Source organism: Enemella dayhoffiae, from assembly GCF_002250625.1.
Lineage (GTDB): Bacteria > Actinomycetota > Actinomycetes > Propionibacteriales > Propionibacteriaceae > Enemella > Enemella dayhoffiae.
Map to the genome: position 1 here is coordinate 53,214 of NZ_NMVQ01000047.1, position 23,059 is coordinate 76,272.

The window sequence follows — 23,059 nt, forward strand, 5'->3', positions numbered from 1 at the left end:
GAGCGGTGGATCTCGGATTCGAGCAGGGACAGCTGCTGCTGGTGACCGGCGCCGGCAGCGGAATCGGTCGCACCGTCGCGCTGCGTGCTGCCGAGGTAGGTCTCTCCGTGGCCGCCTGGGACCGGGACCCCGACTCGCTCGCCCAAACGGTGCAGATGATCACCGCCGCCGGCGCGGTGGCCCGCGGTTGGCGGGTCGACGTGGGCGAGCCCGACGACATCCAACAGGCAATGGCCCAGCTCGGCGAGCTCGGACGACCGCATTTCCTGGTGAACAATGCCGGACCGCCATCCTCGGCGGAGCTGGACTTCGACGAGGCGGTCACCCTGTGCCTGGGCAGCATGCGTCGCGTCCTGCACGCGTGGCTGGAGCACACCTCGCCCGAGGCCGGGCTGCCCGCGGTGGTGAATCTCGCCTCGGTGGCCGGCAACCGCGTCGGCACCGCCTCGGACTGGTACTCGGCGGCGAAGGCCGGAATCTCCGGCTGGACACGACATCTGGCGGCGTACCGCAGTGACGAGGTGCGAGCGAACGCGGTCGCCCCCGGCATGGTGGACACGCCCCGGCTGGCCGGCTTCGCCAGCAGTGCCATGGGTCGGCAGGTCCTGCAGCGGATTCCGCTGGGGCGAATGGCCAGCCCCGACGACATCGCCTGGACCGTGCTCTTCCTGCTGTCCCCGTTGGGGAGCTACATCAACGGCCAGACGGTGGTCGTCGACGGCGGTTGGACGGTCACCCAGTGAGGCCTCGTCGATGACGGTACACAGCGAACACCGCGACGGGGTGACGATCCTGACCATCGATCGGCCCGAACGACGCAACGCCCTCGATCCTCCGACCATGCGCGAGCTCACCGCGGGGTTGCGTGCCGCGGCCGCCGACCGCACCGTGCGCTGCGTGGTGCTCACCGGGAAGGCGCCGGCATTCTGTGCCGGGCTTGATCTTGCGGCCGCTGCCGCGGGTGAGCTGCCCGATCCCGCCGACAACCCGCAGCGGCTGCTGGGCCCCGAATTCCCGGTTCCGGTGGTGGCCGCGGTCGACGGCCCGGCCGTCGGCGGAGGGTTCGAGTTGGCGCTGGCCTGTGAGCTGCGGGTCGCCTCGCCGCGGGCCTGGTTCGGCCTGCCGGAGGTGACTCGGGGTCTGGTGCCCACCGACACCGGGGTCGAGCTGACCCGGGTGCTGCCCGGAGCGGTGGCCTTCGAGGTCGCGTTGGCCGGTGGACGCCTCAGCGCCGAGCGGGCGTACGCCCTCGGCCTGGTCAGCCAGCTCGTCGCCGATCCGGTGGCGGCCGCGGGCGAGCTCGGTCAGCGGATCGCCGAGGGGGCGCCGCGGGCGATGGCGCACTGTCGCGACCTGCTGCACCGTTCACCGTTCGAGCGGGGAACCGCATGGGAGCAGGAGAAGCGGGATCTGGCCGCACAGTTGCTGAGCGGTCCCGAGGCCGCCGAGGGGACGGCGGCCTTCGGCGCACGGCGACCACCCCGCTGGGGGTCACGATGATGGGGGACGAACTGCCCGGCCCGCTGGCCTCGTGCCTGGGGCTTTCGGGGTGGGGCCGACGCGCCAAGGGGCCGGTATCGGCCACCTCGATCCGGATCTGGTGCGAGGCCGTCGGGTCGTGGAACCCGGCGCACCTCGATCCCGACTGGGCCGCGGCCAATCTGGGCGGACTCATCGCACCGGCGACGTCGCTGAACATGTGGACCCTGCACGGAAACCGGCGCAACTTCACCGGCCGGGAACCGTTGGACGAAGTGACGGACCGCCTGGCAGAGCTGGGTTGCACCTCGGTCGCCGCGGTGCAGAGCGAGCTGGACTTCACCCGCCCCCTGCGCCCCGGGGACCACCTGCGTCTGCACCAGTCGATCCCGGCGATCTCACCGCGCAAGCAGACCGCGCTGGGCGAGGGCCACTTCATCGATGTCCTGCACGACTACTGGACCGATGAGGACGAACGGGTGGGGTCGGTGCTGCTGCGGATGCTGCGCTGGGACCCCTCCACCAGTCCGGCGCGGGAGCGCGAACAGACCGCTCCCACCGAACCAGGCTCCGAGCAGGCACCCGACCCCCACCCGGACACGCTGCGCAGCGCCGAGCTGGCCCCGGGGGATGAGTTGCCCGCGTGGCGGTTGCCGATCACCCAGCACCTGATCGTCGCCCTGGCCACCGCCACCTACGACTTCAACGACGTGCATCTGGATCGCGATGCGGCCCGCCGCCGCGGGGCACCCGATGTGTACATGAACATCCTCGGCAGCAATGCGCTGATCGAACGCTATGTGACCGACTGGGCGGGGCCGCTGGCCCGGTTGACCAGCTTGCGGACCCGGCTGCGGGTGCAGAACCTGCCCGGTGACACCCTCACCGTCACCGGGCGGGTGGAGCGGAACGAGGGGAGCACGGTAGGGCTGACGGTCACAGCGACCAACTCCCGCGGGCCGCACGTGCTGGCCGAGTGCGACATCCTGCTGCCCGGCTGATCAGCCGAAGTCGAGCGTCGCGGGCGTGATGCCCTCGGCCCGGAGCAGGTGCTTCAGCACCCGACCGACCGGGTTGCGGGGCAACTGCTCGCGAAGCTCGAGATAGCGAGGTCGGGCATAGCGCGGCACCTGACCGCAGATCCAGTCGTGCAACGCGACAGGGTCGAGCGGCGTACCGGGTTGGGGCACCACCACGACCTTCACCTCGTCCTCCCCCAGCGCGGAGGGCACGGCATGCACCGCCACCTCGGCGATCCTCGGGTGGGCGGCGATCGCCGTCTCCAACTCGTAGCTGGAGATGTTCTCCCCGCCTCGACGCAGGCTGTCGGTCACGCGGTCCACGAAGCTCAGATAGCCCTCGTCATCGAATCGGCCCAGGTCGCCGGTGTGGAACCAACCACCGCGCCACGCCTCCTCGGTCTGCTCCGGCCGGTTCCAGTAGCCGTCGAACATCACCCCCGGACGTCGTGGCCGACAGGTGATCTCGCCCACGGTTCCGTTCGGCACGGGCCGATCCGACTCGTCGCGCAACTCCACCTCGAAGGACCCGATCGCCTGTCCCGCGGTGCCCGCCCGGTACGCCCCCGGTGGGGTCATCGTGATCAACGCGGCCTCGGTCATCCCGAACACCCCCGCCCCGGCCCGGCGTACGCCGAAGCGGTCCCGCCACAGCTGGGCCAGTTCGCGGGAGACCGGAGAGCCGCTCACCGCGCGGAGCTGGCCGTGGCAACGCTGCTCGGCCGGCGAGTCGGGTGCCTGGGCGACCAGGGCGAGCATGGCCCCCATCGTGGCCGCCACCCGCGCACCGGAGCGCTCGATCGCGGGCCAGAAGTCACGCACCGAGAAGCGACTGGCCAGGCTGATCCTGCTGCCTAGGGCCACCGTCGCGGCCACCTGGGTGAGGGCGCTCAGGTGGAACAGCGGCAGCGCGGTCCAGACAGTCTCCTCCGGCATACGCTCCAGGTTCTCCGCCACGTCGATGGCGAAGTTGACCAGATAGCGGTGGCTGACCACACAGGCCTTGGACACGCCGGTGGTCCCCGAGGTGAAGACCAGGTGCCCCGGTGCCGCCGGGTCGGGCCCCGTCACTCCCATCGGCCCCGTCGCTCCCATCGACCCCGGCGGCTCGGGCGACTCGGCCGGTTCCTCCGGGACCGCCTGTGGTGCCGGTACACCCGCCGATTCGGCCGCGCGAGTCAATTCCTCGCGGAACTCCTCCTGCGCGAACAGCAGCGTCGGTTGGGAATCCTCGACCTGGTGGGCGAGGAAGCGTCCGACATTGGCGATGTTCCAGGGCACCACGACGTTGCCGCGGCGCGCACAGGCCCACCAGAGGACTAGTTGGAAGGGACAGTTGCGGGCCATGATGCCGACGCGTTCTCCCGTGCCGATGTCCTGCCGCAGCTGAATCGCCAGCTGACGAGACCACCGGTCAAGCTCCGCGAGCGTCCATTCCCTGTCGTCGAAGGAGATCCGGACGTCGGCCCCGGTGGCCAGGGATCGGTCGATCAGGTCGATGATGCCCAGACCACGCAGACCGTTCCCGGTCATGACAGCCGCTCGACCACCATGGCCATCCCCTGTCCGCCGGCGGTGCACATGGTCTCCAGGCCGAATAGACCGTCCCGCCAGCGCAGGCCGTTGATCAGCGTGGTCGCGATCCGCGCCCCGGTCTGGCCGAACGGGTGGCCCAGCGCGATCGCCCCGCCGAACGGGTTCACCCGGGCCCGGTCCACCCCGAGCTCGTCGATGGTCGGCACCACCTGGGCGGCGAACGCCTCGTTGATCTCGACCACGTCCATGTCGTTGATCCCCAGCCCGGCCTGTTTCAGCGCACGCCGGGAGGCCTCAACGGTGCCCATCCCCATGATCTCGGGAGAGAGCGCGGCCACGGCGGTGGAGACGATCCGGGCCAGCGGCTTGAGGCCCAGGCTCTGGGCCCGTTCGTCGGACATCACGACCAGCGCGGCGGCCCCGTCGTTGAGGCCACAGCAGTTTCCGGCGGTGACCGTGCCGTCCGGGCGGAACACCGGTTTCAACCCCGCCAGGCCGTCCACGGTGACCCCGGCCCGCGGTCCGTCGTCCCGATCGACGACGGTGCCGTCCGGCCGGGTCACCGGGGTAATGTCCAGATCGAAGAACCCCGCCGCGATCGCTGCCTGGGCGCGTTCCTGGGTCTCTGCGGCGTACTCGTCCTGACGCTGGCGGGAGACTCCCCGGGCCTGCGCCACGTTCTCCGCCGTCTGCCCCATGGCGATGTAGACATCGGGCAGCTCGCCCTCCTCCCGCGGGTCGGTCCACGGGGCGGCGCCGGCACCGGTGCGCTGTTCGCTGCGTGCCCGGGCCCGGTCGAAGAGGGGGTTGTGGGTGTCCGGCATCCCGTCGGCCTTGCCGCGGCCGAATCGGGAGACGCATTCCACCCCCGCCGAGAGCACGATGTCGGCCTCACCGGCACGAATCGCGTGGGCCGCCATCCTGGTCGACTGCAGGCTGGAGGCGCAGTAGCGCTGCACCGTCGTGCCCGGCACGCCGTCCAACCCCAGCTCGATGGCCACGACGCGCGCCAGGCCGTAACCCTGTTCGCCCGCCGGCTGGGCGCACCCGAGCACCAGGTCGTCGATGTGACTCGGGTCGAGCTCGGGGATCTGATCCAGGGCGGCCCGGATCATGGCGGTGGCCAGGTCGTCGGCCCGCAGATCCACCAGCGACCCCTTGTAGGCTCGCCCGATCGGTGAGCGGGTCGCGGCGACGATGACGGCTTCTGGCATCAGATACCTCGTGTTCGGTCGGGGGACGTGTCCCGGAGCTTGAATTTCTGGATCTTGCCGCCCGCGTTGCGCGGCAGGGTGTCGACGAACTCGACGGCGCGCGGACACTTGTAGTTGGCCAACCGCTCCCGGCAGAAGGCGATCAGTTCGGCCTCACTCGGATCGCCCCCGGCCGCCGGCACCACCACCGCACGGGCCACCTCACCGAACCGGGGATCGGGTTGCCCGACCACCGCCACGTCGGCGACCCGCGGGTGCTCGAGCAGCACCCGTTCGACCTCGGCCGGATAGACGTTGAAACCGCCGCTGATGAACATGTCCTTCAGCCGGTCGGTGATGGTCAGGTAACCGTCCGCATCCAGCCATCCCACGTCACCGGTGTGCAGCCACCCCTGCCGGTCGATCGTCTCCTCCGTGGCCCGGGGGTTCTCGAAATAGCCGATCATCACGTTCGGCCCGCGGATCACGATCTCGCCGCTCTCCCCTGCTGGGAGGCGATTTCCAGCCGCGTCGTGGATCTCCACCTCGACCCCGGGGATGGCCACCCCCGAGGTGGTGGACAGGCGGTGTTCGTCGGCGTCCGGCGGGCAGATCGTCGCCGTGCCGCAACTCTCGGTCTGCCCGTAGGCGGTGAGCACCGTACCGATGCCCAGCTCATCACGCATCGCGCGCAACAGCGGCACCGGAACCATGGCCGCCCCGGTGACGGCGAGACGCAGGCTGGACAGGTCGGCCGATCGATGTCGCGGATCGTCAAGCAGGGAACGGAATACGGTCGGCGCACCAGGAAGCACGGTGATCCGGTGCCGATGGATGAGTTCCAGCACGGTCCCGACGTCGAACACCCCCACCGGATGCAGCGCCGCACGGACCAGCAGGCAGGCGAGCATCCCGGCCCGATAACCGAAACTGTGGAACAGCGGGTTCACCAGCAGGTAACGATCCTCCGGCCCCACCCCGGCACCGGTCGCCCAGGCGAGGTCGGTGACGAGGTTGCTGCCGTGGCTGACCATCGCGCCCTTGGGGTGTCCGGTGGTGCCCGAGGTGAACAGGATGTCGGCCACGTCGTCGGGTCCCAGCGCCTCGATCCGTTGCTCCACCTCGGCGTTATGCCCGGCCCCGGCAGCCAGGAACTCCTGCCAGCCCAGGGAATCGGGCGTACTCGCCTCCTCGAAGGAGACGACGGTGCGCAGGTGTGGCAGGTCCTCCGCCGATCGCAGCATCGCGACATAGTCGGTGTCCAGGAAGTGCCGCTGCACCAGCAGCACCTCGACGCGGACCAGGTTGAGCGCATAGGCCGCCTCGGCCCCGCGGAAGCGCGTGTTCAACGGGGTCAGCACCGCCCCGGCGCAGAGGATGCCGTACGCCGCGACCACCCAGCGCAGGCTGTTCGGGGCCCACAGACCGACCCGGTCCCCGGGTCGTACCCCCTGGGCCACCAACGCCGCGGCCACCTCGCGGGCCGTGGCCCACAGCCCTTCGTGGGTCAGCACCTGGTCGCCCTCGATCACGGCTGGACGGTCCCCGGCGTCGGCCGCGGCGGCCGCCAGGGCGTGCGGGATGCTCACCGGAGCCGAAACGGTGTCGTCCATGGTCACCTCCTGGGCACGGATCGTAGCGAACCAACCAAGCGCTTGCTAGTGTACGCGTGTCGGCCCGTTGCCGGGCAAGAGCGATCGAGGAGGATCCATGGGCGAGGCCTACATCGTGGACGCCGTCCGGACGCCGGTCGCCCGGCGCGGCGGCGACCTGGCGAATCTGCACCCCGCCGACCTGGGTGCGCACTCGCTGCGGGCGCTGGTCGAGCGCACCGGAATCGACCCGGCCGCCGTGGAGGACGTGATCCTCGGCTGTGTGGACACGATCGGCGGCCAGGCCGGAGATGTGGCCCGCACCGCCTGGCTGGTCGCCGGGTTGCCCGAGGAGGTGCCCGGGACCACCATCGATCGGCAGTGTGGTTCCTCCCAGCAGGCGGTGCACTTCGCCGCCCAGGCGGTGCTGAGCGGGACCAGCGACCTGGTCGTCGCGGGTGGGCTGCAGCAGATGAGCAGCATCCCGATCTCCGCGGCGATGTTGACCGGCCAGCAGTACGGATATGACGATCCGTTCACCGGATCCACCGGTTGGCGGGCGCGTTATGGCACCGAGCCGCCCTCGCAGTTCCGTTCGGCCCAGATGATCGCCGATCGCTGGAAGTGCGATCGTGCCGCGATGGAGCGCTTCGCCCTGGCCAGCCACGAGAAGGCGCTCGCCGCGATCGACGCGGGCCGCTTCGACGACGAGATCGCCCCGGTCGGGGACTTTGCGGTGGATTCCTGCCCGCGCCGAGGCACCTCCCTGGAGAAGATGGCCGCCCTGGATCCGTTGGAGGACGGCGGCAGCATCACCGCCGCGGTCGCCTCGCAGATCTGCGACGCCTCGGCCGCCCTGCTGATCGCCTCGGAGCGAGGCGTCCGGACCCACGGGTTGACACCGATGGCGCGGGTGCATCACCTGTCGGTGCGCGGCGCCGATCCGGTCTGGATGCTCACCGCCCCGATCCCGGCCACCGCGCACGCGCTGCAGCGGACCGGCCTGGACATCGACGACATCGACCTGTTCGAGGTGAACGAAGCGTTCGCCTCGGTGGTGCTGGCTTGGCTCGCCGAGTCGGGTGCCGACCCGGATCGGGTGAACGTCAACGGTGGTGCGATCGCGTTGGGGCACCCGCTCGGTGCCACCGGTGCCCGGCTGATGACCACCATGCTGCACGAGCTGCGCCGCCGAGGTGGCCGCTATGGGCTGCAGGTGATGTGCGAGGGTGGCGGACAGGCCAATGTCACCATCGTGGAGAGACTGTGACGATCGTGGAGAGACTGTGACCATGAACCGTGATCCTCGAGGGGTGATCGTCACCGGCGGCACCCGAGGCATCGGCGCGGCCATCGCGGCCCGCTTCGCCGCGGCGGGTGATCGGGTGCTGGTCTGCGGGCGTACGCCACCTCCGGCGCTGCCCGACGGGGTCGAGTGCACCTCGTGCGATGTCCGCGATCCGGAGCAGGTGCAGGAGCTGATCGAACAGGCCATTCAGCGTCTCGGCCGATTGGACGTGGTCGTCAACAACGCCGGCGGCGCCCCGGTGGTCGATGCCGCAACGGTGTCCCCCCGACTGGTGAGCAAGGTGATCGAGCTCAATCTGATCGCCCCCTTCCTGGTGGCCCAGGCGGGGTACCGGGTGATGCGCGAGCAGGACGGTGGGGGCGTGGTGTTGAACATCGGGAGCGTTGCCGGCAATCACCCGGCACGCGGCACCGCGGCGTACACGGCGGCCAAGGCCGGGTTGAGCGGCCTGACCCGGGCCCTCGCGTTGGAGTTCGCGCCCGAGGTGCGGGTCAACCAGGTGACGGTGGGGCTGGTGCTCACCGAGCTGGCGGAGCAGTACTACGGCGACGAACAGCGGCAGGCCGAGGTCGCCGCGGTGGTCCCGATGAACCGGATGGCGACCCCGGAGGACGTGGCGGCCGCCTGCCTCCTGCTCGCCGCTGCGGATGCCGGTTATGTCAACGGTGCCGAGCTCCTGGTCGACGGGGGCGGTGAGTTCCCGGCCCGCGACGTGGTGCTGCGTCGCTGAGCGGAGCCGGTCGGGTCAGGGTCAGTAGCGCGGTGCCGGTTGCACCCCGTCCAATCGTCCCTGGAGCAGCTCCCAGACCACGCGGGTGAGGAAGTCGACACCGGCGACCAGGTCCTCATCGCGGGTGAACTCCCGTTCGCAGTGGGAAACCCCGTCCACACTCGGGATGAACAGCATCACCGTCGGCACCACGGTGTTCATCGGCACCGAGTCGTGGCCCGCCATGGTCTGCATCCGGCGTACCTCGACTCCCGCGTCGGCGGCCACCTTCTCGGCCAGCTCGACCCCCTCGTTCGGGTAGTACAGCTTGGGTCGTACGTCGAAGTCGCGGGCGCTCACCTCGACCCCGGTCTCGCGTTGCAGCTCGTCGAATCGTTGCACCAGTCGATCACGGGCGGCCTGCACGATCTCGGGGTCGTTGGACCGCAGGTCGCCGACCATGCGGACGTACCGGTTCACCACGATCGGCGAGTTCGGTTCCACGGTGAAATAGCCGACCGACGACATCAGCGCCTCGGGCTCGAACTCGTCGCAGATGTCGTGCAGCATGGTGATCACCCGCGACGCCACATAGAGCGCGTCGTGCCGGTCGGCCATCAGCGTCGCGCCGGTGTGCGACTGCTCCCCGGTAACCTCGATGTCCAACTTCTGCGTGTACCAGGTGGAGTCCACCACCCCGAATCCGATCCCCTCCCGCTCCAGGATGCGTCCCTGTTCGATGTGGATCTCCGCGTACGCCGCGGGCTGGGGCGGCTCGTCACTGCCCAGCGCGTCGATCGCGGTCAGCGCCTCGCGCACGGAGGTGCCGGCCAGGTCGGTCACCTGCAGCATCGTGTCGCGGTCCATGATTCCGGCGAACACCGAGCTGCCCATGATCGAGGGCTGGAAGCGGCCGCCCTCCTCGTTGAACCAGTCGACGACGGCGAGGTTGTACGCCGCCGCCCCCGGCTGTTGCTCCGCGCGGGCCTGCAGCCGCTCGGCGGCGTGCAGCGCGGCGATCACCCCGTACGCCCCGTCGTACTTTCCGCCGCGTGGCTGGGAATCCAGGTGCGACCCGACGAACACGTAGGGAGCACCCGGGCTGAGCTCGACCAGCGCGTACAGGTTGCCGATGCCGTCGATGCGCGTCTGCCAGTCGTGCCGCTCGGCGAAGCCGCGGAACCAGGCGCGGAGCTCGCCGTCGGCGTTGGTGGCGGCCTGTCGCTCCACCCCGCCGGCCTCGGTGGCCCCGATCCGGCTCACCTCGGCGAAGGACTCCAGGAAGTCGGTCTGCATCATTTCTCCTTCCGGTGCAGCGAAACGCTGTTCAGTGGATCTGGCCGCGGGTCTCCCGCACCCGCAGCAGGAAGATCATCGCCAGCACCAGCACCGCGAACCCCATCACATAGAACGCCGGCACATAGGGGATCTTCGTGGCCGACACCAGCGCTGTTCCGATCAGCGGAGCGGTGCCGCCGAAGATTGCATACCCGAGGTTGTAGCTGAACGCGGCCGAGGTGAAGCGGGTCCTGGTGTCGAAGACCTCAATGAAGAAGGTGTAGCAGCCACCGCCATAGAGGGTGATCGCCAGCACGAACAGCAACTGTCCGAGCAGGGCCAGCGCCACCTTGCCGCTGGTGACCAGCAGGAAGGCGGGCAGGGTGAGCACGAGGATCGCCGCGAGCCCGATCAGCAGCATCTTCCGGCGGCCCAGCCGGTCACCGAGCCGGCCCATGAGCGGCAACAGAATCGTGTAGGCGGTCATCGCGATCGCGTTCAGGCCAAGGGATTGCGTGCTGCTGAGCTTTCCGGTGGTGGCCACGTAGGTGATGAAATAGCCGGAGAGGAAATAGAACCCCATCGCGGTCATCCCCATCACGAAGACGACCTGCAGCATCTTCAACCAGTTCTCCCGGAACGCCTCGCCGACTGATACCGAGGCCGCCTTCTCGGCGCGCACCTCGGCCTCCATCTCCCGGAAGGCGGGCGATTCGTCGGTCCGCAGCCGGATCCAGAGCCCGAACAGTGCCAGCGGCAGCGCCAACCAGAAGGGGATCCGCCAACCCCAGCTCAGAAAGGCCGCGGGGCTGAGCGTGCTCTGCAGCAGCAGCACCAGTGCCGATGCGGCCACCGACGGCAGCGCGGTGGCCGCCAACGCGATGTTGATCCACCAGCCGCGCCGGTCCACCGGTGCGTGCTCGAACACGAACGCCGGGGAGCCGACCGACTCACCCCCGGCGGAAAACCCTTGGAGCAACCGGAGCAGCACCAGCAGCACGGTGGCCGTCACCCCGAGGGTGTGATAGCTGGGCAGGGACCCGATACCGGCGGTGGCGACACCGATCAGCAGCAGGGTCGCGAAGAGCACGTTGCGACGACCGATCTTGTCGCCCAGGGCGCCGAAGACCAGGCCGCCAATCGGGCGGATGAAGAACGACACCCCATAGGCCGCGAAGAGCGACAGCAACGCCGTCGTTTCATTGCCCGGTGGGAAGAACAGTTTGGACAGGGTGATCGCCGAGATGGCATAGAGGGCGAAGTCGTAGAACTCGATGAACTGTCCGACCGAGGCGCCCGCGAGTACCCTGCGCTGCATCGGGGTGATCACGCCCTGGGTGTGATAGGCGTTCTCCAGCGCGGTGTCGCCGGCGCCGGCGCCCCTCGTTCCTGTCCCGGTGCTCCCGGTCATCGGTCCTCCTGTCCGGGCCGACCCGGCCCACCGGAGCAGGATCTCGAGTCGGTGTTGCAGGGACGCTACCCCGAGATTCCGACTCTGTTAAGGGATCCGGTCGGGCATCTCAGAACTCGACGCGCACCACCTCGCGCCACCGTGGCAGGAACTGCTGTGGATCTTCCACCGCGTCGCCGCGGTTCCACAGGGCCAGATACAGCTCGACCGCGGGCGCGCTGAGGCGTACGCCGGCCGCCGGGCTGGGCTCGGTGCGGGTGCGGGTGCCCTCAGGTCCGAGCTCCAACGACCAGGACCGATCGGAGTCGCTGGCGGTGAACTCGACGGTCAGCGGTTCGGGGTTCGTCAGCCCGGTCCGGCGCCGCGGCACGAAGCCGGTCAACAGTTCATCGATCCCGTCGGCGGCAAGCCGGGGCGTCAGCCACGTCTCCGCCGCCGTCGGCGTACGCCCCAGCCGCGCCGCGAGCGCGTCGACCGCGTGGATGCTGGTCTCGTGACACTGCCGTCGGGCCCAGCCAACCCGCGGCGAGTCCCCGGTCCGCAGGAAGAACGGGACGTCGAGCTCCTCCGGGGCGCCGCCCAGGGTGCTGAGCAGTTCGGCCCACCCGTCGTCGAACCAGTCCAGCAGGTCGGTCGCCCGCCGGCCGGCCTCGGTGAGCGCCGACCCGTCGGACATGCCGCGGCCGAGCAGCACGTCGGTCGCCCAGCGGTGCACCATCCCCTGGTGCACGACCAGGTCGCGGACCGTCCAGTCGGGGCACGTCGGCACCGGGGCGTCCAGTCCGGCGCTGGTGGCGTTGGCCCGTAGCACCGTCCCGGCCCGGCCGATCCCGTCCCCGAGCTCTTCCCAGTCGATCAGTGTCGCCATGCCCCCAGTCAACCGGCTCACCGCCAACTTTGTCAGTGGTTATGCCCCGGACAACCCAGGGGCCGGGGCGTCTGACCTGCAGTCGCCGGATCGGCCGGCTCCTGAACACAGTCGCACTGGGTTTGATCATGGAGGTTCGCGGAGACTGCAGGTCAGACGCCCCCGCACCCGGAAACCGGCCGCCCCGGGCGGTCCCCGTATAATGACCGGATCACGGGAGTCCGGGGCACCGGGCTGAGAGGAAGGTCAGACCTTCGACCGTCGAACCTGATCTGGGTCATGCCAGCGCAGGGAGGCCTCTGCACCAGTCGAGAACTGGTCACCCGTGCCCAACGAGAAAGGGGCACACCATGCGAAACACCCAACACGTCAACCACGACCACGACGCCGAACCCGCCGACGAGACCCGCCCGGCCGCCACCGGCCGGCGATCTTGGCGGGTTGTCGACATCGTGGTCGCCGCCGTCCTCGGCGTCGCCTGCGGACTGATCTTCGTCGGCTGGAACTCCCTCGGGTACGCCTGGTTCGAGGCGATGAACGCCCTGACTCCGGGCCTCGGCGGCCTGGCCGCCGGCGTCTGGTTCCTCGGCGGACCGCTCGGCGGGCTGATCATCCGCAAGCCCGGCGCCGCCCTGTTCGTCGAGTTGGTCGCCGGGTTCGTGTCGATGGCGATCGGCAACCAGTGGGGCTGGACCACCATGTATTCGGCCCTGGCCCAGGGGCTCGGCGCCGAGCTGGTGTTCGCGATATTCGCCTATCGCCGCTTCGGCGTCGCCGTGGCGCTCCTGTCCGGCCTGGTCGCCGGGGTCGGCGCGTGGACGTGCGAGTTCATCCTCGGCAACTTTGCCAAGGACCTCGGCTACAACGTGATCTATCTGGCCTGCGTCGCCGTCTCCGGCGCCGTCCTGGCCGGCCTGCTCGCCTGGCTGCTGATGAAGGCGCTCGCCCGCGCCGGCGCCCTGGACCGCTTCGCCTCCGGGCGGGAGTCGGGCCGGTTGGTGTGAGTACACGTTGACACCGCTCGGGGTGCGGGCCGAGGGCTGGGGCTGGCGGCACGCCAGCCGCCGGGCCTGGGCGGTCTCCGGGTTGGACCTGCGGGTCGAACCCGGGGAACGGGTGCTGCTGCTCGGCGCCTCCGGAGCGGGTAAGAGCACGCTGCTGCACGCTCTGGCCGGCGTCCTCGGCGGCGCCGAGGAGGGCGCGGAGGCCGGCCGGCTGCTGGTCGACGGGCGGCACCCGACCCGCGCCCGGGGCCGGGTCGGGTTGGTGCTGCAGGACCCGGAATCCCAGGTGGTGCTGGCCCGGGTGGGTGATGACGTCGCTTTCGGGTTGGAGAACCTCGGCGTCCCGCGCGCCCAGATCTGGCCCCGGGTGACCGACGCCCTGCACTGGGTCGGCCTGCCGTTGCCGCTGGACCATCCCACCGAGCAGTTGTCCGGTGGGCAGAAGCAGCGCCTGGCGATCGCCGGTGCGGTCGCCATGCGGACGGGACTGCTGCTGCTCGACGAGCCGACCGCAAACCTCGATCCCGAAGGGATCTGCGAGGTACGCCGCGCGGTGACCAATCTGGTCGCCGACCGGGAGACCACGCTGATCGTGGTGGAGCACCGGGTCGACCTGTGGCAGGACCTGATCGACCGGGTGCTCGTGCTGGACGCGGGCGGTGGCCTGCTCGCCGACGGGCCGCCCGAGCAGATTTTCCAGTCCCAGCAGGAATCCCTGCTGAACGCCGGGGTGTGGGTGCCCGGCGTACCGCTGCCCGAGATCGAGGTGCCGCCCCCGGCGTACCAGCCGACCGAACTGCTGCGCGGCAGCGACCTGGCGATCGGTCACCACACCGTACTACGCAGCGGCATCGACCTCGGCATCGACGCCGGCGCCTCGACGGTGCTGACGGGTCCCAACGGTTCGGGCAAGACCACACTCGCCCTCACCCTGGCCGGGTTGCTGCCGCGGCACGCTGGTGAGCTGGCGGCGGCCGAGGAGCTGCGGCCGGCTCCCCTGCGACGTGGCAGGCGTACGCCCGACCCCGCGGACCCGGCCGGGTGGCGCTCGGTCGACCTGCTGCGCCGGATCGGTACCGTGTTCCAGCAGCCGGAACACCAGTTCGTCGCCCCCACCGTGCGCGATGAGCTCGCGATCGGGTTACGCGCACTCAAGCTCCCCACCGCCCAGATCGACCAACGCTGCCAGGAGTTGTTGGCGCTGCTGCGGCTCACCCCGTTGGCGGCCGCCAACCCGTTCACCCTGTCCGGGGGGCAGAAACGGCGGCTGTCGGTGGGCACCGTGCTCGCCACCGGCCCGCGGGTGATCTTCCTCGACGAGCCCACCTTCGGCCAGGACCGGAACAGCTGGATCGACCTGGTCCGGCTGGTCGCGGGCATGCTGGCCGAGGACCGGGCCGTGGTCTCGGTGACCCACGACGACGCGTTCATCGAGCTGCTCGGGCAGCGTCGGGTGCACCTGGCGGGCCGATGACGCTGCTCGATCGGCTCAACCCGGTGACCCGGATCGCGATGGCCATGCTGTTGTCGATTCCGCTGATCCTCACCCTGGACTGGCTCAGCGCCGGGGTGGGTCTGGTGCTGGTGATCACGGCCGCCCTGCTGGTCGGGTTCCCGCCCGCGATGATCGCCAGACGACTCGCCCTGTTGCTGCTGGTCGCCCTGCTCGCTGCGGTCTCGATGGCCCTCTATGGCAGACCCGGGGGCCGGGAATGGTTTGCCTGGTTGCTGATCCGGGTGACCGACAACTCGCTGCTGCTGGCCCTTGCGGTGCTGTTGCGGGTGCTGACGCTTGGCCTGTCGGCGATCCTGCTGCTCGGTGACATCGACCCGACCGACCTGGCGGACGGGTTGGCTCAGGTCGCGCGGCTGCCCTCCCGGTTCGTGCTCGGCGCGCTGGCCGGGGTGCGGATGCTGGGGTTGTTCACCGATGACTGGCGCACCCTCGGCCTGGCCCGGCGGGCCCGCGGGCTCGGTGACGCGGGGCGGGTACGCCGGTGGCTGTCGATGGCGTTCGCCCTGCTGGTGTTGGCAATCCGGCGCGGCAGCCGCTTGGCCACGGCGATGGAGGCCAAGGGGTTCGGCGCCACCGGACCCGACGCACCGGTCCGCAGCTGGGCGCGCCCCTCCCGGTTGGGAGCAACAGATGCGGTGGGAGTGTGCGTAACGTTGCTGATGGCGTTGGTGGCGGTCGGCTCCGCGGTCTGGTTCGGCACCGTGTTCTGGGTTGGTTCGTGATCGGCTCGCAGCAGGCGGTCGAGCTTGCCGCGGCGATGCTGCTGCCGGGGCTGCGCGACAAGCGCGGGCGGTGGGTCGCCCTGCTCGACGGCGGCTCGGGGGCGGGCAAGACCAGCCTGGCGCACGGGTTGGCCACCGCGCTGGCCGAGGCGAGCGGGCGGCGGTTGCGGGTGGTCAGCCTGGACGACTGCTATCCCGGCTGGGACGGGCTGGCCGCCGGGTCGGCGATGGTGGCCGAGCAGATCCTCGGCCCGGCCGGTGGCTACCGCCGCTGGGACTGGACAAACGATCGTCCCGGAGCATGGGTGCCCCTGCCGCCCACAGACGGCCTGCTGGTCGAGGGGTGTGGCGCGATCACCCCGCAATCGGTGGCGCTGGCGGATGTTGCGGTGTGGGTGGAACTTTCCGAGCCGGTACGCCGAGCCCGCGCCCTGGCGCGGGACGGGGCGGCGTACGCCCCGCACTGGAACCGCTGGGCCGAGCAGGAGGCCCGCCACTGGCGCGAGCACCGACCCCGCGAGCTGGCCGACGTGGTGCTCGACCTCGGCTGACCCGTCACAACAACCCCCAGATCGGACCCGTTTTCGCACTGGGCGAATAGGGGGCGATTCTGGTCATGATCATTTTCGATGGTGCACCGGACGGACTGGTGAACGAAGATGGGTCCCATGGAGAAACCTCGCGCGGATGAACGCGGCATCGACGACTATCTGCAGACCTATCGCGAGCTGATGGGGTTCGTACCCCCTCGGGTGCAGGCCCGCTTCGACGACCTGCGCGAGACGAACCCGGATCTGCTGCTCGCACAGGAGAAGGTGCGCGCCCTGGTGTCCAACCCGGCCGATCTGGACGAGCTCACCGTGCAGCTGATGCTGTTCGCGATCCTCGCCAGCCGGCTCAGCGATGCGGCCAAGCTGCACGGTTGGGCCGCCCGCCGCAAGGGGGCGAGCTGGGCCCAGCTGCAGCAGACGCTCGACCTGGCGTACCTGTTCGGGGGCCAGTCGGTGGCCAACCGCGCCCCCTCGGTGCTCGCGGAGATCCGTGAGCTCGAGGCGAAGCACGGGCTGCCGAGCTACTGACTCGGCGCATCAGCCGGCGATGGTGGCGTGCTCCCGCAGCTGGGCCGGCGTCGGCACCGGGTCGAACCCGAAGAACTCCAGATAGGCGGGGATCTGCTCGAACAGCATGTCCGTGCCCACCTGCGTCGCACAGCCCCGCTCCCGGGCCGCCCCAAGGAAGGGGGTGACCCGATGGGTCATCACCACCTCACCGACGAAGGACCCCGGGTCGAGCCGGGAAATCTCGACCGGCATCGGATCCCCGGGGTTCATCCCCAGCGGGGTGCCGTTGACGACCACCTCGAAGCCGGCCGGATCGTTGCCACCGGTCTCGACCTGCAGCTGCGGATAGTGCCGCCGCAACCGTTCGGCCAATCCCTCCATCGCCTCGACCCGGGTGTCATACACCGCGAGCCGGGAAACCCCTGCCGCGGCGAGCGATGCGGCGATCGCCGAACCGACCCCGCCGGAGCCGACCACCAACGCGGAGGCCCCCTGCGGCATACGCCCGTTGCCCAGCATTCCGCGGACGAACCCTTCACCGTCGAACATGTCGGCGACCAGCCGCCCGTCCGCCTCCACCCGGACCGCGTTCGCCGCCCCAGCGATGGCGGCGGTCGGGCGCACCTCGTCGACCAGGTCGAGCACGGTGACCTTGTGCGGCATGGTGACCAGCGCCCCGCGCACATTGGTCGCCTTCATCACGATTTCGAAGCCGGTCCCGAACTCGGTGGACCGCATGCCGAGCGGCACCACCCGGGCGTCGATCCCGGCGTGGTCGAACCACGGGTTGTAGATCATCGGCGCCTTGAACGAGTGCGTGGGATCGCCCAGGTGCAGCAGCAGGGTGGTGTTTCCGGTGAGCATCGGAACCTCCTCAAGGGATGTGGACCGGCACGGTTGAGCCGGTTCTGGAAGCGGTCAGGATGGCTGTCACCACGGCGACGGCGGCCAGTCCGGCCCGCCCGTCACACAGTGGCTTCTCCGCGCCACGGATCACCGCGGCGAAGTGGGAGATCTGTGCGGCGAGTGGGTCCCGGGCCGCGACCTGGAGCTGTTCGGTCCGCAGCGGCTCGGTCCAGGACGCCTCGCCAGGGAAGAACTTCAGCCGCATGGTGGGGATGGCCAGTGAGCCGCGCGTACCCATCACCACATAGGCGTCCTCGTCCTGGTGGCGTTCGTAGCTCAGGTTCTCCCCGGCGGTCTGCTCCCAGGAGCGGGCCGAGGCGGCGACGTCGGAGAGCAGGAAGGTGCCCAGCGCACCGTTCGCGAAGCGCAGCAGCACCGCGGCGGTGTCCTCCACCGCAAACCCCCGCGCCGCGTTGGCGACGGACGCCTGGACCTCGGTGATCGGGCCCAGCAGCTGCCGCAGGTTGTCCACGTCATGGATCAGGTTGAGTTGGATCGGCCCGCCACCAGGTCGGCGCCGCCACCCGTCCCCGACATCGAAATAGGCGTCCGGTTTGTGGAAGCAGGCGTTTCCCTGCACCGCCACCAGCCGACCGAGACGACCGGAGGCGATCACCTCGCGAGCCGCCGCCATCACGGCCGAATGGGTGCGATGGTGACCGGTCAGCAGGGCCACCCCGGCCGCCTCCGCCCGGGTCACCAGGTCGGCCGCTTCGGTGACCGTGACGGCCAGTGGTTTCTCCACCAGGACGGGGATCCCGGCATCGATCACCGCGACCGCGTCGGCATGGTGACACAGGTTGGGCGTGGCCACCACCACCCCGTCCGGGCGTTGCTCGGCAAGCAGCTCCGGCACCGACCGATGCACCGGTACGCCGAGCGCGGCCGCCAGGTCGGCAGCTTGCGGGGACGGGTCCGCGATCCCGCAGAGTTCGGTCCCGGCGTACGCCTGGATCTCCTCGATGTGACGCCGCCCGATCAGACCGGCCCCGGCGACGGCGATCCGCACCGCCGCCGGGGCCTGATGCGTCGAGACGGACATCAGCCGCGCTGCGAGTCGCCGGCAGCGGCGCGGATCCGCAGGTATTCGTCCTTGGGAATCTCCTGCGCGTCCTTCTCGCCCAGGTCGTTCACGTGGATCCGATAGGTCTCCCGGGCCGACCAGGCGGAGAGGGCGCAGACGATGGTGATCGCCATCGTGATCGAGCCGATCTTCCACCAGATGCCGGTGCTGCCCGGGGGCGCCACCAGGGTGAAGATGGTGGGCAGGAAGGCCGTCAGCATGGTGCCGACGTTCTGCGAGATCGCCATCGAGGTGACCCGGGTGCGGGTCGGGAACAGCTCGGGATAGAACGACGGGAAGATGCCGTTGTAGCCCTGATAGACGAGTCCCCACATGGCCAGCGAGAACACGATCGCCAGCGGCACACTGCCCTGCCCGATCGCCCACAGATAGCCGAAGGAGAGGGCGCCGGAGGCCAGGCAGCCGACGATGATCGGAGGTCGCCGACCGATCCGGTCCGAAAGCGAGCCGACGAACGGGATCACGATGCAGGCGAGGATGTTGCCGAGCACCGGGATCCACAGATAGACGTCCTTGTGGAAGCCGACCCCGTACGCCTTCTGGGTGGCGTACGCCGCGCCGAAGACCGTGGTCACGGTGGGGATCACGTTCATCAGCGCCATCAGCACCACGCGGCCCATGTTCGGAGCCGTCTCGGCGAACGCGCGGGTGATCGGGTTGACCTGGACCGCGCCCTCCTCGGCCTCCTCCTTGAAGGCGGGGGTTTCCGGAACCCCGCGGCGGATCAGATAGCCGGCGACCACGACCACCACCGAGAGCACGAACGGCAGGCGCCAGCCCCAGGAGTTGAACGCGGCCTCGGGCAGCAGTCGGGCCAGCGGGATGAACACCGCGGCCGCCAGGATCTGGCCGAACTGGGTGCCCTGCAGGGTGAACGAGGCGAAGTAGCCGCGTTTGCCGAACGGGGCGTGCTCGACGATCATCGAGCTGGCGCCGGAGATCTCACCGGCGACCGCGAAACCTTGGATCAGCCGCAGCACCACCAGCAGGATCGGGGCCAGCGCGCCCACCTGCTGATAGGTCGGCAGGAACGCCACCGCCAGGGTGGACAGACCCATCAGCATCATGCAGAGCACGAGCACGTTCTTGCGTCCGTGGGTGTCGCCCCAGCGGCCGAGGAAGAAGGCGCCGATCGGGCGGGCCACGTAACCGACGCCGTAGGTCGCCAGCGAGGTGGCGATGGCGACGGTCGGGTCCCCGGCGGGAAAGAAGATCTGCGGGAAGATCAGCGCCGCGGCCTGGGCATAGATGAAGAAGTCGTAGTACTCCAGTGCCGAGCCGATGAACCCGGAGGCAGCGGCCTTCCGGGGGCTGTGTTCGCCCTGCGGCTCGTGGTGGTTCGCGTCCAGCTGGGCCCCGCCTGCTGCGTGGGACATGGCTGCTCCATTCGTCGTTGGATGGTCACGGTCCCTGGCCTAGGCAATGAACCGTATGGTACAAACTATGTACGAGGCAGTACATTAAACCGATGTTGGATACTTTCACAAGGGGGTGAGCGGATCTTGTCTCGCTATGCACTGCAGAAATGTCTCTTCGACCACCTGCGCCGCCTGGAGGACCCGGGCGACAACAGGGCCGCCGATGACCTGGTCACCGACGGTTACGACCTCGACCCGGCCGAACTGGCCGCAGCCAGCGGCGGCGATGTCGCCGCGTTCCACGACCTCGGCGTACACCCGGTGTTGATCAACGGCTATTGCCGCGCCAACGGGTGGAAGCGCGCCGACTACAAGCAGCTGTTCCGGGCCGAACAGGTCCGCGACGCCGAGCAGACGGGAGAGCTCCGATGGCAGAACTCGTGACCGGCCTCTCCGCCTCACACGCGCCGATGATGTCGGCCGACCCCGGGTCGGCGCCGCCGGAGATGGCCGAACGGTTCTTCGGCGCGATCGACCGGCTCACCGCGGCGGTGCGCGACGCCGACGCACAGGCGCTGGTGATGGTGTCCGGCGAGCACTTCAGCAACTTCTTCCTGGACAACCTGCCGCAGATCTCGATCGGGCTCGGCGAGTCCCACCTGGGGCCGGTGGAGAAGTGGCTGGGGATCGACCGGGTGGAGGTGCCCGGGCAGCCCGCGCTGGCCGAGCACCTGCTGGCCGGCACCATCGCCCGCGGGCACCTGCCGGGGTTGTCGCACCGACTGGTCGTGGACCACGGGTTCATGACGGTCTATGACCGGCTGTCCCCGGCCAAGGACCTGCCGCTGGTGCCGATCATCGTCAACTGCACCACTCCCCCGCTGATGACGTTGCGGCACGCATGGAACTTCGGGGTGTCACTGGGCGAGGCGATCCGCGACTTCGACGGCCTGCAGCGGGTCGCGCTGTGCGGTGCCGGCGGGCTGTCCCACTTCGTCGGCGAGCCGCGGGTGGGTGACATCGAGGAGGACTTCGACCGCTGGTTCCTGCGGATGCTGGAGGCGGGCTGTCCCGACGAACTGCTCGACCTCGGCAACGAGGAGCTGGCCGAGGCCGGCAACGGCACCGGCGAGGTGCGCGCCTGGGTGATGGTCGCCGGCGCGATGGCCGGATCCCGCACCACCGCGCTGAACTACGAGCCGATCTATGAGTGGATCAACGGCATGGGTGCGGTGCTGCACGAGCCGGTCACCGGTTCGACGGGCCAGGAGTCCTGATGGCGCGCACGGTCGTGGACGTGCACGCGCATGCGATGCCGATGTCGCTGCTGCGCTGGCTGGAGGGTGAGGGACTGGCCGACCTGTCCCGGCTCGAGGACCACATCGTGGTGATCGACCCGCGGGTGTCCGGGGTCGGCGCGGGTGCGCCGCTTCCGTTGCCGGACTCGATGTTCGACAATGCCGTACGCCTGGCGGAGATGGCGGCGGACGCGGTCTCGCACCAGGCGATCTCGCTGCCACCCTTCCTGATGGGGTCGACGTGCACCGACACCGACCTGGTGCTGGAGCTGGTACGCCGGGGCAACGACGCGTTGGCCGAGCTGGTGGCCGACGACGAGTCGCTGATCGGGCTGGTGGGCGTACCCGTAGGGCACCCGGGTGCCGAGGCCGAGCTGCGCCGCGGACTGGACGAGCTGGGGCTGGCGGGGGCGGCGATCGGCTCCCGGGGCGCCGGCAAGGACCTGGACGACCCGGTGAACGCCCCGGTCTGGTCGCTGCTCGCCGAGCGGGAGGTGTTCACCTTCCTGCATCCGTCGGCGATGCCGGATCCGCCGCGGATGAAGGACTTCTGGTTTCCGCAACTGGTCGGATATCCCATGGAGACGGCGATCGCGACGGCCCGGTTGGCGTTCTCGGGGGTGCTGGAGGCCAACCGGTTCCCGCTCTGCCTGGCCCACGGCGGCGGTTGTCTGCCGTCGCTGCGCGGCCGGTTGGACATGGGCTGGGACCGCAAGCCGGTGGCGCACACCACCGAGGTGCCGCCGAGCGAGATCTTCGACCGGCTCTATTACGACACCGCGGTGTTCTCACCGGTGCTGCTGCAGCGGCTGATCGAGGATGTGGGCGCCGAGCACGTGCTGGTCGGCACCGATTATCCGTTCGACCTGCGCGAGAAGCACCCGGTGGCCGCGGTGGACACCCTCGGTCTGTCGTCGGAGCAGAACCGCGCGGTCCTCGGCGAGGTCGCCGCCCGGCTGCTGCGGATCAGCTGATGCTGGTGTCGGTTCGGGCGCGCGCGCGTCGGTGGGTCGCGGTCTCAGGCCTCGTCGGTGCTGCGCAACCAGCTCAGCACGCTGTCCACCGCCATCTGGCGCAGCCGAGCCCGATTGCCCGGATCTGCCATGTCGTAACCGAAAACGGCCTGGATGGAGTTGCGGTGGTTCACCGAATACATCGCCTGGGCCATGATCAGCAGGTGCACCTCCATGGCGCTCACGCGGCGGGCGAAGCTGCCGTCGGCGAGGCCGCGCTCCAGCACCTCGGCGATCAGCGTGATCACCGGGGAGTTCAACGCCATCGCCCGTTCGGAGGCACGCAGGTATTGCGCCTGGTGGATGTTCTCGATCGACACCAGCCGGCACAGCTCGGGGTGGGCGCCGTGATAGTCGAACGCGAAGCGGACGATCTTGGTCATCGCCTCGACCGGCGGCAGATCCCCGAGTCGCAGGTTTTGTTCCTCGGAACGGATTGCGGCGTACACGCCCTCGAGGACGGCGGTGTAGAGACCCTCCTTGCCGCCGAAGTAGTAGTAGATCATCCGCTTGGTGGTGCGGGTCTTGGCGGCGATCTCGTCGACCCGGGCACCGGAATAGCCGTTGGCGGCGAACTCATCGGTCGCGACGGCCAGGATGTCCGACCGGGTGCGTGCCGCGTCTCGCTGCAGCTCGACCGGTGCCTGGTTGGTCATCGTGCTCGTCCTTTCCGCAACCCTCGCCGGGTCTGTGCCACCCCCAG

23 protein-coding genes and 1 riboswitch are annotated in these 23,059 nt (G+C 69.8%); of the genes, 13 read left to right on the plus strand and 10 right to left on the minus strand.

The annotated features are described in order from the left end of the window. The first annotated feature begins 5 nt into the window (after positions 1–5). Genes CGZ93_RS17595 through CGZ93_RS17605 form a run of 3 tightly spaced genes read left to right on the plus strand, consistent with a single transcriptional unit; the run spans position 6 to position 2,480 of the window. On the plus strand, positions 6–743 hold the full coding sequence (locus CGZ93_RS17595; protein ID WP_094365461.1) for an SDR family NAD(P)-dependent oxidoreductase: 738 nt from the start codon (positions 6–8) through the stop codon (positions 741–743). 10 nt (positions 744–753) lie between these two features. Continuing rightward, positions 754–1,500 (plus strand): enoyl-CoA hydratase/isomerase family protein, encoded by a 747-nt coding sequence (locus CGZ93_RS17600; protein ID WP_094365563.1) that lies wholly within the window; start codon positions 754–756, stop codon positions 1,498–1,500. Beyond that, positions 1,497–2,480 carry an FAS1-like dehydratase domain-containing protein gene (locus CGZ93_RS17605; protein WP_176451830.1) on the plus strand — a complete coding sequence of 328 codons (984 nt, stop codon included), beginning with the start codon at positions 1,497–1,499 and terminating at the stop codon, positions 2,478–2,480. The genes CGZ93_RS17600 and CGZ93_RS17605 overlap by 4 nt, the downstream gene beginning before the upstream one ends. Here the strand turns inward: CGZ93_RS17605 and CGZ93_RS17610 are convergent, their stop codons facing one another. The 3 genes from CGZ93_RS17610 to CGZ93_RS17620 are packed head-to-tail and all read right to left on the minus strand — an operon-like array spanning position 2,481 to position 6,840. Further along, a complete protein-coding gene (locus CGZ93_RS17610) occupies positions 2,481–4,031 on the minus strand; it encodes an AMP-binding protein (RefSeq protein ID WP_094365463.1) in 1,551 nt (516 codons plus the stop codon). It abuts the gene before it with no gap. Further along, on the minus strand, positions 4,028–5,248 hold the full coding sequence (locus CGZ93_RS17615) for an acetyl-CoA C-acetyltransferase (protein WP_094365464.1): 1,221 nt from the start codon (positions 5,246–5,248) through the stop codon (positions 4,028–4,030). Before CGZ93_RS17615 ends, CGZ93_RS17610 begins: the two co-directional genes overlap by 4 nt. After that, a complete protein-coding gene (locus tag CGZ93_RS17620; protein ID WP_094365465.1) occupies positions 5,248–6,840 on the minus strand; it encodes an AMP-binding protein in 1,593 nt (530 codons plus the stop codon). The genes CGZ93_RS17615 and CGZ93_RS17620 overlap by 1 nt, the downstream gene beginning before the upstream one ends. Positions 6,841–6,937: 97 nt before the next feature. Between CGZ93_RS17620 and CGZ93_RS17625 the strand changes: the two genes are divergently transcribed. Together CGZ93_RS17625 and CGZ93_RS17630 are read left to right on the plus strand one after the other, a co-directional pair. Beyond that, positions 6,938–8,089: an acetyl-CoA C-acetyltransferase gene (locus tag CGZ93_RS17625; RefSeq protein ID WP_094365466.1), complete on the plus strand. Its 1,152-nt coding sequence runs from the start codon at positions 6,938–6,940 to the stop codon at positions 8,087–8,089. A gap of 22 nt (positions 8,090–8,111) precedes the next feature. Beyond that, positions 8,112–8,858, plus strand: coding sequence for an SDR family oxidoreductase (locus tag CGZ93_RS17630; protein ID WP_094365467.1), 747 nt, complete (start codon positions 8,112–8,114; stop codon positions 8,856–8,858). A 21-nt stretch (positions 8,859–8,879) separates the two neighbouring features. Here the strand turns inward: CGZ93_RS17630 and CGZ93_RS17635 are convergent, their stop codons facing one another. The 3 genes from CGZ93_RS17635 to CGZ93_RS17645 all read right to left on the minus strand — a co-directional run bounded on the left by CGZ93_RS17635 (position 8,880) and on the right by CGZ93_RS17645 (position 12,394). Further along, positions 8,880–10,133: a M20 family metallo-hydrolase gene (locus tag CGZ93_RS17635; protein WP_229117562.1), complete on the minus strand. Its 1,254-nt coding sequence runs from the start codon at positions 10,131–10,133 to the stop codon at positions 8,880–8,882. 31 nt (positions 10,134–10,164) lie between these two features. Continuing rightward, positions 10,165–11,526 (minus strand): MFS transporter, encoded by a 1,362-nt coding sequence (locus tag CGZ93_RS17640; RefSeq protein WP_229117563.1) that lies wholly within the window; start codon positions 11,524–11,526, stop codon positions 10,165–10,167. 109 nt (positions 11,527–11,635) lie between these two features. Beyond that, complete coding sequence (locus tag CGZ93_RS17645; protein WP_094365469.1) at positions 11,636–12,394, minus strand: maleylpyruvate isomerase family mycothiol-dependent enzyme; 759 nt, start codon at positions 12,392–12,394, stop codon at positions 11,636–11,638. Positions 12,395–12,597: 203 nt separating this feature from the next. After that, a riboswitch (TPP riboswitch) is annotated at positions 12,598–12,705 on the plus strand. Between the two features lie 39 nt (positions 12,706–12,744). On the opposite strand from CGZ93_RS17645, the gene CGZ93_RS17650 reads away from it, so the two are divergent. From CGZ93_RS17650 to CGZ93_RS17670, 5 genes are all read left to right on the plus strand, one after another. Further along, positions 12,745–13,398 carry an ECF transporter S component gene (locus CGZ93_RS17650; RefSeq protein ID WP_094365470.1) on the plus strand — a complete coding sequence of 218 codons (654 nt, stop codon included), beginning with the start codon at positions 12,745–12,747 and terminating at the stop codon, positions 13,396–13,398. Positions 13,399–13,405: 7 nt separating this feature from the next. Further along, positions 13,406–14,872: an ABC transporter ATP-binding protein gene (locus CGZ93_RS17655; RefSeq protein ID WP_094365471.1), complete on the plus strand. Its 1,467-nt coding sequence runs from the start codon at positions 13,406–13,408 to the stop codon at positions 14,870–14,872. Beyond that, entirely contained in the window at positions 14,869–15,636 is a 768-nt protein-coding gene (locus CGZ93_RS17660; protein ID WP_094365472.1) for an energy-coupling factor transporter transmembrane component T family protein, read from the plus strand. The genes CGZ93_RS17655 and CGZ93_RS17660 overlap by 4 nt, the downstream gene beginning before the upstream one ends. Continuing rightward, complete coding sequence (locus CGZ93_RS17665) at positions 15,633–16,187, plus strand: nucleoside/nucleotide kinase family protein (protein WP_229117564.1); 555 nt, start codon at positions 15,633–15,635, stop codon at positions 16,185–16,187. Before CGZ93_RS17660 ends, CGZ93_RS17665 begins: the two co-directional genes overlap by 4 nt. A 117-nt stretch (positions 16,188–16,304) precedes the next feature. Continuing rightward, positions 16,305–16,715: a carboxymuconolactone decarboxylase family protein gene (locus tag CGZ93_RS17670; protein ID WP_094365473.1), complete on the plus strand. Its 411-nt coding sequence runs from the start codon at positions 16,305–16,307 to the stop codon at positions 16,713–16,715. A gap of 9 nt (positions 16,716–16,724) precedes the next feature. On the opposite strand, the gene CGZ93_RS17675 is transcribed toward CGZ93_RS17670, so the two are convergent. Genes CGZ93_RS17675 through CGZ93_RS17685 form a run of 3 tightly spaced genes read right to left on the minus strand, consistent with a single transcriptional unit; the run spans position 16,725 to position 20,063 of the window. Continuing rightward, positions 16,725–17,561 carry a shikimate dehydrogenase family protein gene (locus CGZ93_RS17675; protein WP_094365474.1) on the minus strand — a complete coding sequence of 279 codons (837 nt, stop codon included), beginning with the start codon at positions 17,559–17,561 and terminating at the stop codon, positions 16,725–16,727. Positions 17,562–17,571: 10 nt separating this feature from the next. Then, the gene (locus tag CGZ93_RS17680; RefSeq protein ID WP_094365475.1) at positions 17,572–18,645 is read right to left on the minus strand and encodes a Gfo/Idh/MocA family protein; all 1,074 of its coding nucleotides are present in this window, start codon (positions 18,643–18,645) and stop codon (positions 17,572–17,574) included. Continuing rightward, positions 18,645–20,063 carry an MFS transporter gene (locus CGZ93_RS17685; protein WP_094365476.1) on the minus strand — a complete coding sequence of 473 codons (1,419 nt, stop codon included), beginning with the start codon at positions 20,061–20,063 and terminating at the stop codon, positions 18,645–18,647. The genes CGZ93_RS17680 and CGZ93_RS17685 overlap by 1 nt, the downstream gene beginning before the upstream one ends. 126 nt (positions 20,064–20,189) lie before the next feature. On the opposite strand from CGZ93_RS17685, the gene CGZ93_RS17690 reads away from it, so the two are divergent. From CGZ93_RS17690 to CGZ93_RS17700, 3 genes are read left to right on the plus strand one after another with little or no spacing between them, the layout of a single operon-like run. After that, a complete protein-coding gene (locus tag CGZ93_RS17690; RefSeq protein WP_094365477.1) occupies positions 20,190–20,489 on the plus strand; it encodes a hypothetical protein in 300 nt (99 codons plus the stop codon). After that, the gene (locus CGZ93_RS17695) at positions 20,474–21,322 is read left to right on the plus strand and encodes a DODA-type extradiol aromatic ring-opening family dioxygenase (RefSeq protein ID WP_094365478.1); all 849 of its coding nucleotides are present in this window, start codon (positions 20,474–20,476) and stop codon (positions 21,320–21,322) included. Before CGZ93_RS17690 ends, CGZ93_RS17695 begins: the two co-directional genes overlap by 16 nt. Beyond that, entirely contained in the window at positions 21,322–22,317 is a 996-nt protein-coding gene (locus CGZ93_RS17700) for an amidohydrolase family protein (protein ID WP_094365479.1), read from the plus strand. The genes CGZ93_RS17695 and CGZ93_RS17700 overlap by 1 nt, the downstream gene beginning before the upstream one ends. 44 nt (positions 22,318–22,361) lie before the next feature. Here CGZ93_RS17700 and CGZ93_RS17705 read toward each other — a convergent pair whose 3' ends face one another. Further along, entirely contained in the window at positions 22,362–23,012 is a 651-nt protein-coding gene (locus CGZ93_RS17705) for a TetR family transcriptional regulator (RefSeq protein ID WP_094365480.1), read from the minus strand. Positions 23,013–23,059: the final 47 nt, after the last annotated feature.